This window comes from Actinoallomurus bryophytorum, from assembly GCF_006716425.1.
Taxonomy (GTDB): Bacteria; Actinomycetota; Actinomycetes; order Streptosporangiales; family Streptosporangiaceae; genus Actinoallomurus; species Actinoallomurus bryophytorum.
Window position 1 is genome coordinate 4,366,696 of record NZ_VFOZ01000001.1, and the last position, 16,650, is coordinate 4,383,345.

At 71.7% G+C, this 16,650-nt stretch carries 14 protein-coding genes; 6 read left to right on the forward strand and 8 right to left on the reverse strand.

Going from position 1 to position 16,650, the window contains the following annotated elements; translation table 11 throughout:
• Window positions 1–118 precede the first annotated feature (118 nt).
• Both FB559_RS20605 and FB559_RS20610 read left to right on the forward strand, forming a co-directional pair.
• A complete protein-coding gene (locus FB559_RS20605) occupies window positions 119–1,513 on the forward strand; it encodes a lactate utilization protein B (protein WP_425455076.1) in 1,395 nt (464 codons plus the stop codon).
• Window positions 1,495–2,127: a LutC/YkgG family protein gene (locus FB559_RS20610; RefSeq protein ID WP_246121813.1), complete on the forward strand. Its 633-nt coding sequence runs from the start codon at window positions 1,495–1,497 to the stop codon at window positions 2,125–2,127. The genes FB559_RS20605 and FB559_RS20610 overlap by 19 nt, the downstream gene beginning before the upstream one ends.
• Here FB559_RS20610 and FB559_RS20615 read toward each other — a convergent pair.
• The 4 genes from FB559_RS20615 to FB559_RS44730 form a co-directional block, all read right to left on the reverse strand.
• Window positions 2,117–2,344, reverse strand: coding sequence for a hypothetical protein (locus FB559_RS20615; protein ID WP_221640101.1), 228 nt, complete (start codon window positions 2,342–2,344; stop codon window positions 2,117–2,119). The two genes, FB559_RS20610 and FB559_RS20615, sit on opposite strands and share 11 nt — an antisense overlap.
• A 174-nt stretch (window positions 2,345–2,518) precedes the next feature.
• Window positions 2,519–3,235, reverse strand: a complete 717-nt coding sequence (locus FB559_RS20620) for a DUF899 domain-containing protein (RefSeq protein WP_141957149.1) — start codon at window positions 3,233–3,235, stop codon at window positions 2,519–2,521.
• A gap of 103 nt (window positions 3,236–3,338) precedes the next feature.
• The gene (locus FB559_RS20625) at window positions 3,339–4,178 is read right to left on the reverse strand and encodes an endo alpha-1,4 polygalactosaminidase (RefSeq protein ID WP_141957150.1); all 840 of its coding nucleotides are present in this window, start codon (window positions 4,176–4,178) and stop codon (window positions 3,339–3,341) included.
• Entirely contained in the window at window positions 4,175–4,534 is a 360-nt protein-coding gene (locus FB559_RS44730; protein WP_246121815.1) for a nucleotide pyrophosphohydrolase, read from the reverse strand. Before FB559_RS44730 ends, FB559_RS20625 begins: the two co-directional genes overlap by 4 nt.
• A 106-nt stretch (window positions 4,535–4,640) precedes the next feature.
• Here FB559_RS44730 and FB559_RS20635 point away from each other — a divergent pair, with 106 nt between their 5' ends.
• On the forward strand, window positions 4,641–5,849 hold the full coding sequence (locus FB559_RS20635; RefSeq protein ID WP_141957152.1) for a TIGR02679 family protein: 1,209 nt from the start codon (window positions 4,641–4,643) through the stop codon (window positions 5,847–5,849).
• Here the strand turns inward: FB559_RS20635 and FB559_RS20640 are convergent.
• The 3 genes from FB559_RS20640 to lysX form a co-directional block, all read right to left on the reverse strand.
• A complete protein-coding gene (locus FB559_RS20640; protein WP_141957153.1) occupies window positions 5,846–7,078 on the reverse strand; it encodes a DUF3592 domain-containing protein in 1,233 nt (410 codons plus the stop codon). The genes FB559_RS20635 and FB559_RS20640 overlap by 4 nt on opposite strands.
• Before the next feature lie 478 nt (window positions 7,079–7,556).
• Window positions 7,557–8,213 carry a hypothetical protein gene (locus FB559_RS20645; protein WP_141957154.1) on the reverse strand — a complete coding sequence of 219 codons (657 nt, stop codon included), beginning with the start codon at window positions 8,211–8,213 and terminating at the stop codon, window positions 7,557–7,559.
• Window positions 8,214–8,270: 57 nt separating this feature from the next.
• A complete protein-coding gene (gene lysX / locus FB559_RS20650; protein ID WP_141957155.1) occupies window positions 8,271–11,540 on the reverse strand; it encodes a bifunctional lysylphosphatidylglycerol synthetase/lysine--tRNA ligase LysX in 3,270 nt (1,089 codons plus the stop codon).
• A gap of 99 nt (window positions 11,541–11,639) precedes the next feature.
• Between lysX and FB559_RS20655 the strand changes: the two genes are divergently transcribed.
• From FB559_RS20655 to FB559_RS20665, 3 genes are all read left to right on the forward strand, one after another.
• Entirely contained in the window at window positions 11,640–12,701 is a 1,062-nt protein-coding gene (locus FB559_RS20655; RefSeq protein WP_141957156.1) for a serine/threonine-protein kinase, read from the forward strand.
• Window positions 12,702–12,755: 54 nt separating this feature from the next.
• Window positions 12,756–14,396 (forward strand): serine/threonine-protein kinase, encoded by a 1,641-nt coding sequence (locus tag FB559_RS45620; RefSeq protein WP_141957157.1) that lies wholly within the window; start codon window positions 12,756–12,758, stop codon window positions 14,394–14,396.
• A gap of 153 nt (window positions 14,397–14,549) precedes the next feature.
• Window positions 14,550–15,653 carry an ATP-binding SpoIIE family protein phosphatase gene (locus FB559_RS20665; protein WP_185792319.1) on the forward strand — a complete coding sequence of 368 codons (1,104 nt, stop codon included), beginning with the start codon at window positions 14,550–14,552 and terminating at the stop codon, window positions 15,651–15,653.
• Here FB559_RS20665 and FB559_RS20670 read toward each other — a convergent pair.
• A complete protein-coding gene (locus FB559_RS20670; RefSeq protein WP_141957159.1) occupies window positions 15,650–16,615 on the reverse strand; it encodes an alpha/beta fold hydrolase in 966 nt (321 codons plus the stop codon). The genes FB559_RS20665 and FB559_RS20670 overlap by 4 nt on opposite strands.
• Between the last annotated feature and the right edge of the window lie 35 nt (window positions 16,616–16,650).

Genomic DNA, 16,650 nt, shown 5'->3' on the forward strand with positions numbered 1-16,650 from the left:
GGAACCGGAAGGCACAGCACCATGGTCGCCTCTCCGACGAAGGAGGCCCCGTGAGCGAGCGGAGCGAGGGCACAGTCAGGCACAGCACTAGGTTCGCGCGCCCGACGAAGGAGGCCTCATGAACGCCTTTGTCGGGATGCCGAGTTTTCCGAAGGCGTCGTCGAAGTCGGTCTCGGACGCGCAGCTGCGGCACAACCTGCGCAAGGCCACCCACACGATCCGCGCCAAGCGCGCCCTCGTCGTCGACGAGCAGCCGGACTGGGCCGCCCTGCGCTCGGCCGGCGCCGCGATCAAGGACCGTACGCTCCGGCACCTGGACGTCTACCTCGAACGGCTGGAAGAGGCCGTGACGGCGGCGGGCGGCACGGTGCACTGGGCCGCCGACGCGGCCGAGGCCAACCGGATCGTCACCGGCCTGGTGAAGGCCACCGGCGAGACCGAGGTCGTCAAGGTCAAGTCCATGGCCACCCAGGAGATCGACCTGAACTCCGCGCTAGAGGCCGAGGGCATCACGGCGTACGAGACCGACCTCGCGGAGCTGATCGTGCAGCTCGGCGACGACTGGCCCTCCCACATCCTGGTCCCGGCCATCCACCGGAACCGCGCGGAGATCCGCGAGATCTTCCTGTCGAAGATGGCGGCATGGGGCCGGCCCGCACCGGCGGACCTCAAGGACGACCCGCGCGCCCTGGCCGACGCCGCCCGGCTGCACCTGCGCGAACGCTTCCTGTCCGCGCGTGTGGGCATCTCGGGCGCCAACTTCGCCGTCGCCGAGACGGGCACCCTCGTCGTCCTGGAGTCCGAGGGCAACGGGCGGATGTGCCTCACGCTCCCCGAGACGCTGATCTCGGTGGTCGGCATCGAGAAGATCGTGCCGACCTGGCAGGACCTCGAGGTCTTCATGCAGCTGCTGCCGCGTTCGTCCACCGGTGAGCGGATGAACCCGTACACCTCGATGTGGACCGGCGCGACCGAGGGCCAGACGTTCCATCTCGTGCTCCTCGACAACGGCCGCACGTCGGTGCTCGCGGACGAGGTCGGCCGTCAGGCGCTGCGCTGTATCCGCTGCTCGGCCTGCCTGAACGTCTGCCCGGTGTACGAACGGGCGGGCGGCCACGCGTACGGCTCGGTGTACCCGGGTCCGATCGGCGCGATCCTGACCCCGCAGCTGAAGGGGATGGCCGGTCCGCTGGAGGAGTCGCTGCCGTACGCCTCGACGCTCTGCGGCGCCTGCTACGACGTGTGCCCGGTCGCCATCAACATCCCCGAGGTGCTGCTCGACCTGCGCTCGAAGGTCGTGACCCGCGGACACCACGGCCAGCGCCTCGCGATGGGCGCGGCCCGGCGGGTGCTGGACTCGCCCCGCTGGCTGGCGGTGGCGCAGAACTCGGCGGGCCGCCTGCGACACTGGACCCCGCGCCGCCTGCCCGGCCCGCTGTCGGCCTGGTCCGACACCCGAGACGTCCCCCGGCCCCCGAAGGAGTCCTTCCGCCAATGGTGGGCGACCCGATGACCTCCCGCGACCGCATATTGGCCCGCGTACGGTCGGCGCTCTCGGACGTGCCGCGTGGAGAGGGCCCGGAGGACTTCACGGTGCCCCGCGAGTACGAACGCACCCGTACGGGCCCGGACGTGGTCGAGCTGCTGGTGGACCGCCTGGTCGACTACAAGGCGCTGGTCCACCAGGTGGACGACATCGGCAACGCCGTGGACGAGGCCCTGGCCCGCCGAGGCGCCCGCCGCCTGGCGATCCCCGCCGGCGTGCCGTCCTCGTGGCTGGGCGAGTCGGAGGTGATCCGCGACGAGCCGCCACTGCCGAACGTCGAGCTGAGCGGCTTCGACGGCGTACTCACCGGCTGCGCGGTCGCGATCGCCGAGACCGGCACGATCATCCTGGACGCGGGCCCGGAGCAGGGCCGCCGCGCCCTGACCCTGGTCCCGGACTACCACCTGTGCGTCGTACGCCGCGACCAGATCGTCCGTACGGTCCCCGAAGCCCTGGAGCGCCTCGACCCGACCCGCCCCCTGACCTGGATCAGCGGCCCGTCGGCGACGAGCGACATCGAGCTGAACCGCGTCGAGGGCGTCCACGGCCCCCGCACGCTGGAGGTCCTCATCACCCCCTGAGGCTCCCGCCGGCCTCACCAGGCGTGCGGCCGGAACCTTCGGGCAGCCTCCCCGACGCCGCCGCTTCCTCGTCGCCGCCACCGCGCAGCCTGAACATCGCCAGCGCGTGCTCCGGCTTCACGGCGTCCGCGTCACCGACGATGACCATCGTCTTCGCGGAGATCGAACGCATCTGCGCGTCGCTGATGTCCTGGTCGTCGATGCTCAGGACCTTCATCTTCTCGAGGTAGGCGTCGAACGCCGCGACGTCCGGCGTGTGCTCCTTGAACGCTTGAGCAGCAACGGAGACGTTCTCGACCTGCCGAGCTCGCCGTACACCTCGTGATAGAGGCTCAGACCGTTGATCGGCAGGTGACCACTGCTCGAAGGCTCCGTTGCCATCACTTCGACCTCACGATCTCGCGGGCCTGGCGTCTTCGTCCGGGCCGTAGAGCCTGGCGACGTCGGGAGAGTCGAGCCAGTTGGAGTAGGTGGGAGACATCGGCCAGCCTTCGGGCGAATCCTGCCATTCCTCCTGGCGGCCCCACGGCAGGAGGTCGATCAACGCGAACGTGTGGCTGAGCTGTTCGGTACCGCGGCCGTCGGTGTGCCAGGTGCGGTAGACCTTGTCGCCGTCGCGGAGGAACACGTTCACCGCGAAGCCCCCGCCGGGCGCCGCGCCCACGTCGGCGCCGAAGTCACTTTCCGACGACGAGTACCAGTCCATTCTGTTGCCGACTTTGGCCTTGTAGGCCAAGGCCTCTTCGATGGGCCCGTTGGTGACGATGACGAAGCGGGCATCGTAGTTGTCGAGGAAGCCCAGCCGGACGTACTGCGACGTCAGCCCTGTACAGCCGCCGCACTGCCACTCCGCGCCATCGGACCACATGTGGTTGTAGACGATGAGCTGGGAGCGCTCGCCGAACACATCGGCCAGCCGGACGGGGCCGTCTGGGCCGATCAGCGTGTAGTCCGGAAGCTCGACCATCGGCAGTCGGCGGCGTTGTGCGGCGATGGCGTCGAGTTCACGGGTGGCGGCCTTCTCCCGCGTACGCAGCTCGTCGATCGCGGCCTGCCAGGCCTGCCGGTCGACGACGGGGGGTAGGGCGCCGGCGGTCTTCTCGGTCATGGTTCCTCCTGGGCTCGGATGGACTGCTCTGAGGTGTTGACCGGAGCCGGCCGCGGAAATCATCGCCCTCGGCTTAATTCAGGAGAACTTTTCGCCATCGCCGTCAGCAGGTTCTGAAGGCGTAGTGAGGGCTGCCGGGTGGGCTCACCTCGCGGTCGCGGAGGACGATGGACATCGTCGTGCCTGAGTGGTGGCAGGCCCTCGTGAAGTCGTTCGTCCGGTACTCGATGTCGAAGACGCGGTTCGCGTACGCCGACGCGTACCGCTCGCACTCCCCGTAGCGGCCGCACTCCTCGGTGACGGCGAAGTCGAAGCCGATGCTCGCGTGCCGGGGCAGCAGCTCGGCGGCGTTCTTCTGCCCGATCGCCAGACCCGCGGCATGGGCGCGGCGGGCCAGGAGACCCGCGAACGCCGCGTTGTCGGACCTGGTGAGGTGGCCGTCCGACCGCTCGTAGGAGTCGAGGTTGTCCGGTTCCACCGCTTGGAAGCCGCGCCGCGCGCAGCCGTCGATCCAGCCGCCCACGATGGTGGCCGCTTCGGTCCGCTTGGCGGGGGTCGAGAGGTCCAGCAACGCCTCGTTCCAGTCTTCGTCCACGACCGGGCCGCCCGGGCCGCGTAGCAGCAGGTCCGGGTGCGTGCCTTTCCACCAGCCCAGCTCCGACGGCTGGACCTGGAACGCGTTGACGTAGCAGATGGAGTACAGGCCGGCGGCCGGGCTGCTCGAACGGTCACGCGAGACCACGCGCACGCCGTGGGCCGGCGGGTACGCGGCACCGATCTGGTAGTCGAAACTCGCTCCCGGCGGGGGTGCGACGGGAGGAGAGGCCGACGCGGAAGGGACTGGTGGCGGTGAGGTGTCGTTCGCCCGCGGCAGCACCACGGCGGCCACCACCGCACCGGCCAGCACCACACCCAGGACGATCGCCGAGCGGAGCGGGGTCACGGCAGCGGGGGAGCCTTGCGGGCGATGCCCCGGTACGTGGCGACGTCGTAGCGGCGCTCGCCCTCGTCCAGTTTGGCGTGGGCGGCCTCGACGACGTCGATGCCCAGTGTGTCGGCCAGGCGGAAAAGGTAGATGGCGACGTCGGCCACCTCCGCGCGTACGCGGGCCCCGGCCGTCTCGTCCGCCATGACCTGGGCGGACTCCTCGGCGGTGAGCCACTGTAGCTCCGCCAGGAGCTCGCCCGCCTCGCCGGCCAGGGCCATGGCGAGGTTCTTCGGTGTGTGGAACCGTTCCCAGTCGCGGGCCGCGACGAACCCCCGCAGGCGGAGGGTGAGATCTTCGATCGGCGTTGTCACAGAGCCACCGTACGACTGGCGGAGGCGGACCCTGGGTACGGACGCGGCGTGGACTGGAGCCCGGGTGTCGCGGCGCCGGCCCGTGCATCGCGGCACACTGAGTCCCATGGCTGAGTTCGACGAGCTGCGCGGGGAAGAATGGCGGCGGCTGCTGGCCGCGGCTCGTCGCAGGCTGGACAGGACCGGTGGCGAGGTGACCGGCTCCATCGCGCTCGCCTACCCCTCCGGCGAGGAGCTCCGGGTCGTCGAGCGGATCACCGGCCGCGACGCCGCGTCCAACCGGCCCGCCGTCACGCTGGTCGCGCTGGACGGCATGCTGCGAGAGGCGTACGGCGTGGGCCTGTGCAAGGCGCTGGCCTGGCTCGACCGGCCGGGCCGGCCCTCCGACATGCGTGAGGCGCTGGAGGCCGCCATGCGCTGCCGGTACGCGGGGGAGGGCTGGTTCACGGGCTGGCTCGGCGAGTTGTCGCGGGACGGCACGGTCATGCGGCTGGTACGGAGCGGTGATGGCGACCTGCTCGGCTGGGCGGCGGCGGTGCTCGACCGGCTGCCCGCCAAGGACGTGCCGCTGCCGGTGCTCGCCGAGTGGGCGACCGGCGACGCGACCGCACTGTCCGGCAAACCGCTGGCAGGTCTGGTCATGCGGGCGCTCGTGCTCTGGCAGGGCGCGCCGCCGCCGGTGGGCCGCCAGGACGAGCGCCGGGTCTGGAGCGACGCGGGCGTGCTCGCCGACGACCTGTCCAGCCAGGTGCTGGTGCTCGCCCTGCGGGCACGCGAGGAGAACATCGTCGCCGGCTGGCTGGACGGCGCCGCGTCAGCGGGCATCCCGTTCCGGCTCACGCTGCAGCAGCTGGTGGCCGCGCCGGTCACACCGCGGGCGGATGAGATCTTCGTCTGCGAGAGTCCGGCGGTGCTGCGTGCGGCGGCGGCCGAGCTCGGGGCAGGCAGCGCCCCGCTCGTCTGTACGGAGGGCCACCTGTCCGCGGCGTGCGACCGGCTGCTCGGCGCGGCGACCGGGGCCCGGATCCGGTGGCGCAACGACTTCGACTGGCCCGGCCTGCGGACGACTGCGGCGGCGACCGAGCGCTACGGCGCGGTCCCGTGGCGAATGAGCACCGAGGACTACCTCGAGGCTCTGGAGACCGGGACCGATGACCCCCTGGAGGGCACTCGTACGGCCGCTCCCTGGGATGCCCGCCTTACGACGACGATGGCCCGCGAACACCGGGCGGCACGGGAGGAGTGGCTGCTCCCGACGCTCCTCGCCGACCTTCACCGGGGAGCCACGGACGCCGCGGACGCCGCGGAACGCTAGTGCGGTGACCGCCGGCGCTCCGAACGTGGCGATGTCCTCCGTCCGCGCAGCCGCAATGCCGCGTACGCGAGGAGGAGGACGGTGAAGACCGAGCCGGAGACGAGGTTCGTGGTCCTGCCACCGTGCCACGGTGAGATCCGCAGTTGCCGTCCCACCGCGGCGGTGGCCGGGTGCCGGGGGTCGTAGACCACCGTCACGTCTCGCGCGGCCAGGTTGGTGTAGGTGACCCCGCCGATCGATCGGTCGGAGGTGGTGACGTACCGGCCGTCACGGGTCGTGAACGTCAGCTCGACGTGGTGGGTGATGGAGGTGCCGTGGCCTCCGGTCGAGACCGCCGGTCTGTCCTCCACCGTGCCGGAGGTGCTCACGCCGTGCCGGTTCAGCCGGTCGATCAGGTGTTCGTCGCGGACACCGCTCACGATCGTCACGGTGAGCACGATGGGCCCGAAGATCGCCAGAACCGGCACGGCGAGACCCGCGAACCCGGGCGGGCGCCTCCGGGAACGGCCGAGGCTCGGTGGTGCGGGCGGCGTGTCGGGCACGTCGTGCCCGAGGCGCCGGGCGACCCACCGTGCCAGCCACTTCACCGCCGTGTCCGCGGCCTTCAGCAGATACACGGAGGCGGTCAGGCCGGCGGCCGTTCCGGCGAGCAGCGCCACGATGTCGATGAGGACGCGCACCGCTCCGAACGAGCGCGGCACCGTCTGTGTCGCGAGGAGCAGGGCGATCGCCCCGCCGAACACGAGACATCCCAACAGGGCGACGGTGGCGAAAACGCTGACCAGCCATGACCCGCGCGGCGCCGTTCGCAGCCGCCGACAGCCCTTGGCCCGGCGCAGGCGGCGGCGGCCGCCCGGCCGGTACCCGGGAGACGGCAGCCCGGCCTTACGGGCGAAGTCCCCCAGCGCGTCGGCCGGCCAGTCGCCGCGAGCCTTCAGCAACACCCGGTCCTCGGCATCGAGGACGACGAGTCCTCGGCGGGGAGCCCCGCGAGTCCGCGGGGAGAAGTAGGTGCCCAGCGCTTTGACCGACGACAGGGGGATCACCACTCGCTGGTGCCCGAACCCGTGGCCGAGGAACAGGTCGCCTTCGACCTGCAGCCGTACCGGTGCCCGGCCGAGCAGGTCACGCTCGGGGTCGATGGGACGCAGTAGGGCCGACCCGCCATCGTGCGGCTCGGCACCGGCAGGCGAGCGGTGCCGCTTCTTTCCCTTACGTCGCCCCGTCACCGTCGCATGCTATTTGTCCGATCAGTCGCAGGGAGCATGCCGAACGGCTTCCCGGCGTCGCGAACCGGCCCACACCGGCCTGGAGACGCTCCCCGCGTCCGAGCCGGCCCGCACACGGGACGCGGACGGCCTCATCGACCGCACCCGCGACCCCAGCACCAGCGGCGACACGTGCGGCCCGGCCGCCGCCACCGTCAGGGTGCTCCTGGAGCGCCTCCTGGCCCCGCTGAGAGGCGGGAACGACCCGCGGGGCCGAGGAGCTCGACGGTGCCCTGACGACCCTCCTGGGCGCCCCACTCGCCCCGCCGGCCCGGGCGACCGAGGGAACCATCCTGCCCCCATCTGGGCGCGGCGGTCCCGGGCACGCCACGGAGGGCCGGCCGGAAGAGATCACTGCGGCGGTGCCGGCCTGGGTGGACCGGCACGGCCTCTGGGGGGCCATGGCGTCTGCCATGACCCCGCTACGGGCGTCCGGCGGCTACCCCTCGTCCAGAGAGCCGTCCCAGGCCCAGGCGAGGGCGCGGGGCAGGCCCCAGTGGCCGAGCGGGGTCAGCCGGCGGTGCTCGTCCAGGGCGCCGACGGCCTCCCAGACCGGGACCATCAGGCCGAAGGCGAACTCGATCGGCTCACGGTCGTCGGCCTCGTAGGAGCCCTCGATCTCCGGGCACTTGTCGGCGAGCTGGAAGAGGTCCTCCGCCCACGCGCGAGTGCCGACGCCCGCACGTGCGAGGCCGATCACCGCGCCCGCCCAGTCGCCGTGCTGCAGGGTCATCAGGGAGGTCTCCTCGTGACTCCCCAGCCCCGACTCGCCGTTCATCGACACGAGCGCGCCGGCCGCCTGGATCCACAGCGTCTCGTCGTCGGCCGGAGGCTGCTTGCCCCAGTCGGCCGCCGAGGCGAGGTGGCGGTGCGGCCACTCGGTCAGTTGGGTGCGGATGCGCTGAACCGCCTCGGCGAGCTGCTCCTCGGGGACCCGTGCCGCGACGACGTCGGGAAGCGCCTCGCGGAGCAGGTCGACCGCCGCGCGGTCGGCCTCCTGCCACTCGTTCAGGAACCCTTCGGCATCGAAGTCCATCAGGTCGTCGTAGCCTTCGACGTCGGGCTGCCGTGTGACGTTCTGATTGGTGTCACTCACGCCTAACGACTGTAGTGGCGTTCGGGGCATGCTGCGTGCGGCCTGAACCGGCCGTTTTCAGGACCCGGGGCGAAGTAGCGGGAACGGGATGGTGTCGCGGATGTTGCGGCCGGTAAGGGTCATGATGAGCCGGTCGACGCCCATGCCCATGCCGCCGGCGGGCGGCATGCCGTACTCCAGGGCACGCAGGAAGTCCTGGTCAAGGTCCATCGCCTCGGGGTCGCCGCCGGCCGCGAGCAGAGACTGCGCGGTCAGGTTGCGGCGCTGGACGATCGGGTCGATCAGCTCGGAGTACGCCGTGCCGAGTTCGAGGCCGAACACGATCAGGTCCCACTTTTCGGCCAGGCACGGCGAGTCGCGGTGCGGCCGGGTCAGCGGCGAGGTGGCCGCCGGATAGTCGCGGACGAACGTCGGGGAGCGCAGCGAGGACTCCACCAGCGTCTCGAAGAGCTCCTGGGTGAGCTTTCCCTGCTCCCATTCGGGATTGTGGTTGAGCCCCACCCGGTCGGCGTGTTTCTGCAGAGTGCGCAGCGAGGTCGCAGGGGTGACCTGTTCGCCCAGAGCCTCCGAGACCGAGTCGTACACCGTGATCTCCCGCCACGGCTCCGCGAGGTCGTACTCCACGCCGTCCCGCACCACGACCGTCCCGCCCGTCCCGGCACGCGCGGACGCGAGGACGAGGTCACGGGTGAGCGTGGCCATCGTGTTGTAGTCGCCGTACGGTTCGTAGGCCTCCAGCATCGTGAACTCGGGATTGTGCCGCGGCGACACGCCCTCGTTGCGGAAGTTGCGGTTGATCTCGAAGACCTTGCCGACGCCGCCGACGAGCAGCCGCTTGAGGTAGAGCTCGGGCGCGATCCGCAGGTAGAGGTCCAGGTTGTAGGCGTTCATCCGGGTCGTGAACGGCCGGGCGGCGGCACCGCCGTGCACCGGCTGCAGCATCGGCGTCTCGACCTCGAGGTAGCCGTGCTCCCGCAGATGGTCGCGCAGAGCCGTCACGACGTCGCCGCGCAGCCGCAGCATCCGCCGCGCGTCGTCGTTGACGATGAGATCGACGTGCCGCTGGCGGACCCGTGACTCGTCGGTCAGCGAGCCCGGGAGGTAGGCCGGGAGCGGGTGCAGGCACTTGGCGGTGAGCTCCCATGAGGCCACGAGCACCGAGAGTTCACCGGTACGGGAGGTGATGACCTCGCCGCGCACGCCGACCTGGTCGCCCAGGTCGACCAGCTGTTTCCAGCGCCGCAGCGCGTCCGGCCCGACGGAGTCGGCCGCCAGCATGAGCTGGATGTCGCCGGACTCGTCGCGGAGCCGTACGAAGACCAGCTTGCCGTGCTCGCGCGCCAGCACGACCCGGCCCGCGACCGCCACGGTCTCGCCCGTGTGCGCGTCCGGCGCCAGCGCCCCGAACCGCTCGCGCACCTCGGACGCGACCGCCGTACGGTCGAAGCCGAGAGGGTACGGGTCGATGCCGGCCTCGCGCAGGCGCTCCAGCTTGTCGTGGCGGACGCGTTCCTGCTCGGTCAGGCGCCGTGCGGGCAGCCGGGCCGCCTCCGCGGACTCCTCGATCTCCTTGATCTTGGCGACGAGCGTGGGCGACGGCGACGGCGTGTCCAGCCGCGGCTTGAACAGGGTCGGGAGGAAACCCTCGGCCCGCGCGGCGGCGAGCCCGATGCGTACGAGGTCGCGGCTCTGCGGGAAGCACATGAAGCGCGGCGTCCACACCGGGTTGTACTTGGCGTTGGCCAGGAACAGCGACTCCAGCTGCCAGAACTTCGAGGCGACCGACAGCAGCCGGTACGCCAGCCGGGAGATCGGGCCGGCGCCGATCGCCGAGCCGCGTTCGAACACCGACCGGAGCATGGCGAAGTTCAGCGAAACCCGGGTGACCCCGACGGTGGCGGCGTTCTCGGCGAGCTTGGCCACCATGAACTCGTTGAGGCCGTTCTCGGCGTCACGGTCGCGGCGCATCAGGTCGAGGGAGAGGCCCGGCCGGCCCCAGGGCACGAAGCTCAGCAGCCCCCGTCGCTCTCCCGCGCCGTCGAACGCCTCGACCATCACGCAGCGCTCGTCGGTCGGGTCGCCGAGGCGCCCCAGGGCCATCGAGAAGCCGCGCTCGGTGTGGCCGTCGCGCCAGCGGTCGGCGTCCGCGATCAGCTCGGACATCTCCTCGCGGCTGATCGCGCCGTGCCGCCGGATGCGTACGCTGTAGCCCGCGCGCTCGACCCGGCGTACGGCCTGGCGCACCTGCCGCATGTCACGGCCGTCGAGGTTGAAGTCGCGCAGGTCCAGGATCGCCTCGTCGCCGAGCTCGAGGGCGTCGAGCCCGCAGCGGCCGAACGCCGCGGCGGCGCGCTCACTGGCGCCCAGGACGCCGGGGATCCACGCGTGTGCCCGGCACTCGGCGAGCCAGGCGCTGATGGCGGCGTCCCAGGCCTCGGGGTCGCCGAGCGGGTCGCCGCTGGCCAGGCTGACCGAGCCCTCGACCCGGTACGCGATGCCGCCCCGCCCGTTCGGGGAGAGGATGACGTCCTTGTCGCGGCGGAGCGCGAAGTAGCCGAGGGAGTCGCGGTCGCCCCATTCGGCCAGGAAGGCGCGCGCGGGCAGCTCCTCGTCGGGGGTGAGCACGGCGAGCCGCTGCCCCGGGCGGAAGAGCGCCCACACGGTGGTCACGAGCAGTCCGCTGCCGAGGATGCCGAGGATGCCGTCGACCCAGATCGGCACGTTGACCTGGAGGTCCCAGCCGTTGTCGCCCGCGCCCAGGAGGGTCTGCAGCCCGGCGTAGACCAGATGGGTCCAGGCGGGACCGCGAGGGTCGCGGTCGGTCAGGAAGACGAGGGTGGTGCCGATGACACCGCCGACGACCACGAGCACGGAGGCGACCACGAGCGCGAGCCGCCGGTTGGCGCGGTCCGGCAGCGCATAGAACTCCTTGCGCGCGGCGACCAGCAGCGCGACGACGAGACCGAAGGCACCCGCCGTGATCAGCTCGCCCCAGCCACCCCAGTCCGACAGCCCGGCCAGGGCCCAGACCGCGAAGAACAGCAGGAACAGGACGACGCTGATCCGCCACGCGGCACGCTTGCGGCGGCGGACGCCGACCGAGACCAGGATCAGGAGCAGGCCGTACGGCAGGCTCGGGTACCAGCCGAAGTAGTTGATGGAGCGCAGCACCCAGACGTTGAACATCCACTCGATCAGGCCGTAGGAGAGCCAGGCCAGGACGGAGAGGACACCGGAGATCCGGAGGTACCAGAAGAGGACGGCCGGCACGGCTTCGATCGCCCGCCGGGTCACCGACCCGCCCGCATCCGTCACCTTCGTCGCCATGTCGCTCCTGAGATCGTGCGCCATATTCTTTCTTTGTACCGGTGATTGGGTGTGCGTCAGGCCAACGAAAGGCCTCGCGGTGGGTATCGTGGGCGAACTATGCCGGAAAACCCCCTTCTTGCGCAGCGCTATCGCCTGCTCACCGAGGTAGGCCGCGGCGGTATGGGCACCGTCTGGCATGCCCGTGACGAGGTCCTCGGCCGTGACGTCGCGGTCAAGGAAGTGATCTTGCCGCACGGCTTCTCCGACGAGGAGCGCGAGATCCAGCACAAGCGGACCTTTCGTGAGGCGAGGACCGCCGCGCGGCTGAGCCACCCAGGCGTCGTCACCGTCTATGACGTCGTCGAGGAGGACGGCCGCCCCTGGATCGTCATGGAGCTCATCCGCGCCAAGTCGCTGCATGAGCAGATCAAGAAGGACGGCGTGCTCGATCCGCGAACGGTCGCCGACATCGGGCGGCAGATGGCGGGCGCCCTGCGTGTCGCGCACGAGGCGGGCATCCTGCACCGTGACGTCAAGCCGAGCAACGTCCTGGTCAGCGGCTCACGCGCCGTGCTCACCGACTTCGGCATCGCACGTGCGCAGAGCGACGCGACCCTCACCCAGACGGGCATGCTCATCGGCTCGCCGGCCTACATCGCACCCGAACGGGCGCGCGGACGGGTCGCCGTACCCGCCTCCGACATGTGGTCGCTGGGCGTGACGATGTACGCCGCGGTGGAGGGCAAGTCGCCGTTCGAGCGTCCGGACGCGATGGCGAGCCTGGTCGCCGTGCTCACCGACGAACCCGCGTCCGCGCCCAACGCCGGGCCGCTGCGGCCGGTCATCGAGGGCCTGCTGCGCAAGGATCCCGCCGAGCGCCTGACCGTCGACGAGGTCGCCTCGATGCTGGACCGCATCCTGGCGGGCGGCGCGGACGAGCCGGTCGACGACGCACTGGACGGGGCGACGAGGCGGCTGCCCTCCAGTGTCGTCACCGCGGTGGACGATCCCGGTCAGGGGCATGTCGCGGAGCCCCTCGCCGACGCGCTGACTCAGGTGACCACACCGGACGACACGGACGGGGCGGAGTCGGCGGGTTATCCGATCCGCTCGATCGTTATCGTCGCCGTAGTGCTGCTCGTCCTTTTCGCTGTGTTCGTTTTCGCGACATTTAGCTGAATTACTCGGCTAACACCACCGATCCGTCACCGGCGGTCGGTATGGTCCTCAGCTATGCCGTTCGGGGAGGGATCGGTGCTCGGACGTCGCTACCGCCTGCTGAGTCAGGTGGGTCGCGGCGGCATGGGCAGGGTCTGGCAAGCACACGATGATCTGCTGCACCGCGATGTCGCGGTGAAGGAGGTCATCTTTCCGCCGGGGTTGACCGACTCCGATCGCGAGGTGCTCTACGAGCGCACCCTGCGTGAGGCCCGGTCGGCCGCACGGCTGTCCCATCCGGGCATCGTGACCGTCCACGACGTCGTCGAGGAGGACGGACGGCCCTGGATCGTCATGGAGTACGTCCGCGCGCGGTCGCTGCAGGAGATCCTCGACAGCGACGGCAGGCTGCCGGCCGCTCGGGTCGCCGACATCGGCGTCCAGATGCTCGCGGCACTGCGGGTGGCGCACGCGGCCGGTGTCCTGCACCGCGACGTCAAGCCCGCCAACGTCCTGCTGGACATGCGCGGGCGCGAGGGCGGGGACGCGCGGGTCGTGATCACCGACTTCGGCATCGCGCGGATGGACGGCGACGCCACCCTCACCCAGACCGGGGTGGTGCTGGGCTCACCCGCGTTCATCGCCCCGGAGCGGGCACGCGGCGAGCTGGCGAGTCCCGCCTCCGACCTGTGGGCGCTCGGCGCGACGCTGTACGCGGCGTGTGAGGGGCGCAGCCCGCACGACCGCGTCGAGGCCATGGCCGCGCTCACCGCGGTCCTGCACGAGGAGCCCGCCCCGCCGCGCAACGCCGGGCCGATCGCCTCGGTGCTGATGGGCCTGCTGGTCAAGGACCCGGCCCAGCGCATGACGGCCGACGAGGCGAACAGAGATCTCGCCCGCGCCGCACGCGGAGAGCTCACCGAGACCAACGGCATCGCCGAGACCTGGCGCGACATACCGGACACCCCACGGGCCGCAGGCCCGTGGACGGCCGAGTTCGGAGGCCGCGGACCCGCTACCGACGAGACCGTGCAGGAGCTCAACGGGTCCGTCCCGGGACCGGACCCGGCCCCGGCACGGCAGGACGCCACGACGAGCCGGAGGCCGAGGGTGATCCTGCTGATCGTCCTGGTCTTCCTGCTCGTGGTCGCCGCGTGTGCGGTGGTGCTCCTGACGCGCCATTCCGCCGACGGCGCTTCGGGCTCCACGTCGCCCACGCCCACGCCCACCACGCCCCTCACTCCCCGGTCGACGCCCAGCGCCCGCGTCCCGGCCGGCTACCAGCGCTCCCCGGGTCCGGGCGGGGCGTCGTTGCTCGTACCCACCGGCTGGACCCGGCAGGTTCGGAAGAACTCCGTGCTGTGGACGCAGCCCTCGACGGGGGCACAGATCCAGCTGGACACGACTCCCTGGGACTACGCCGACCCCGTGGCGCACTGGAGGGAGTTCGAGCGCCAGGTCAGGGCCAGGAACCTCCCGCCCGGCTTCCGCGAGGTGCGCCTGAGCGACCGCTTCACCGCGCCCGGTGGCTGGCCGGCGTCCGACCTGGCGTTCACCTACCTGACCAAGGACCACGGCATCATGACGGCCACCGACCGCGGCCTCACCGCGAACGGCCGCCAGTACGCGATCTTCGTCGCCTACCCGGGGGGCAAGAACCGCTACCCCCCCGATCTCGCGGACCGGGTCATCGGTTCGTTCCAGCCGCCGGCCTAGGCCACCCGAGTTCGCACGGAAAGTAATCATGTGGCGGCTCTCTCGGGGCCCGGCCGATACGTTTTCCTCGCAATGTGTAATCGCGCGACTGCTCTCTGTCACGATGGGGCGGAAGAGGTCGAGCGAGCGGCACAACTCGCGAAGGGAGCTCCCGTGCATCCGATCGTGCGGGCGGCCTACCCGGCGGACCGGACCGCGGTCGCGCAGGCTCGCCGGTTCGTCCGGGAGACGCTCATCGGGTGGGGCGCCGACGCCGCGATAGACGACGCGGTCCTGCTGACGAGTGAGCTGGCGACCAACGCCGTCATCCACGCGCGCACCCCGTTCGAGGTCATCTGCCGCACCGCCGGCACGTCGGTGCAGGTCGAGGTGGTCGACGGCGACTCCACCCGGGTGCTCCCGGCCCCCGGCGACGGCGACGACCCCGACCGCATCAGCGGCCGGGGGCTGCTCATGCCCGTGATGCTCGCCGCCGAGTGGGGCGTGTCGTACGCCGCGGCCTCCAAGACGGTCTGGTTCCGGCTGTGCACCGACGCCGCGCCGGTGCCCGCCCCGCCGCAGCCGTACGCGACACCGGACATCCCCGGCGTCGAGTACGGCCTCGTGCACCGGCCCGCCGGCGAGGCGTACGACGGGGACCTCTACGACGTCTTCGAGGCGGCACCGGGCCGCTGGCGCTTCGCGATCGGCGACGTGAGCGGCACCGGCCCCGAGGCGGCCACGGTCGCCGGCCTGGCCCGGCACGGCCTGCGCCTCCTGGCCGCGGAGGGACATGGCGTGGCCGACGTCATCACCCGGCTCAACCGGGCGGTCGTCCGCGAGGGCGCGCACGGGCGGCTGATGACGCTGCTCCACGGCGAGCTCGTCCACCGGCCGGGAGCGGGCATACGCCTCGCCCTGGTGTCGGCGGGCCACCCGCCGCCGCTGCGGCTGACCCTGTCGGGCGAGGTCACCTCCGTGTCCGGGACCCAGTCCTCGCTCGGCGCGGTGCGCGACACAAGGTTCGAGGAGGAGACCGTCGACCTAGACCCGGGCGACGTGCTCCTGTGCGTCACCGGCCGGGCGGTCGACGGGATCGCTCCGGGCGCCATCGGCCGGCCGTCGGCCCGCCACGCCGGCGCGGGCGCGGACGGCCTGGCCCGGCTGCTCGCCGACTGGACCGACCTCACCGCCAAGGCGGTGGCCGACCACCTGCGCCGGTCGGCCGTCGAGGCCGGCGAGGTGGCCGTCCTCATGCTGCGCGTGGGCGCGGGTTAGCCCGTGGCCGTGGCCGCGGCGAAGTCCGTCAGCGCGGCGTTCACCTCCGCGGGGCGTTCCTGCTGGAGCCAGTGCCCGGCGCCCGGAATGAGCTCGAACCCGCGAAGATCACGGATGTGCGCCCGCATCGACCCCCTGAGCCGCCTGAGGTCGAACGCGGCGATCACCGGGTCCAGGTCGCCGGCGAGCAGCAGGGCGGGCATGGTGATCGGCGCGCCGTCCCACGCGGCGGTCAGGGCCCAGTTCCGGTCGAGGTTGCGATACCAGTTGAGCGGGCCCGTGAAGCCCCCTGCGGAGTACTCACGCACGTAGGTGGCGATGTCATCCTCTGTCAGCCAGGCGGGCAACCGCCCGGGCCGGGGCCACGACTCCACCAGGCGCCCGCCCTCCGGGACGAGCATCGGCCAGACCCGCGGGCTGTCTCCGGACAGGCCGTACAGGGCGCGCCGGAACGTCTCGTCGAGGTCGGCCCCGAGCTCGGCCTCGGCGACCCCCGGCCGCTGGAAGTAGACCTGGTAGTGGGCATCGCCGTAGGCGGCGCGCAGCGCGGCCATCGGCGGCCTCGACCCCCGCGGCATGTAGGGCACGCTCAGCGCCGCGACGCCGCGCACCCGTTCCGGTCGCAACAACGCGGTCTGCCAGGCGACGATGGCGCCCCAGTCGTGTCCGACGACGGTGGCCGTTCGTTCGCCTAGAGCATCGATCAGCGCCACCACGTCACCGACCAGATGCAGGATCGTGTAGTCCTCGGTCGCGGCGGGCCGGTCCGTACCGGCGTAGCCGCGCTGGTCCGGCGCCACGGCGTGGAAGCCGGCCTCGGCGAGCGCGGTCAGCTGCGAACGCCAGGAGTAGGCGGATTCGGGAAAGCCGTGCAGCAGGAGCACCAGCGGGCCCGTACCGGCCTCGGCGAGGTGCATCCGCAGCCCGTTGACCTCAAGGTGACGTCGTGTGATCCCGGTCATGCTGGGCCCCGTTCTCCAGGCGTCCCCGAGGACGT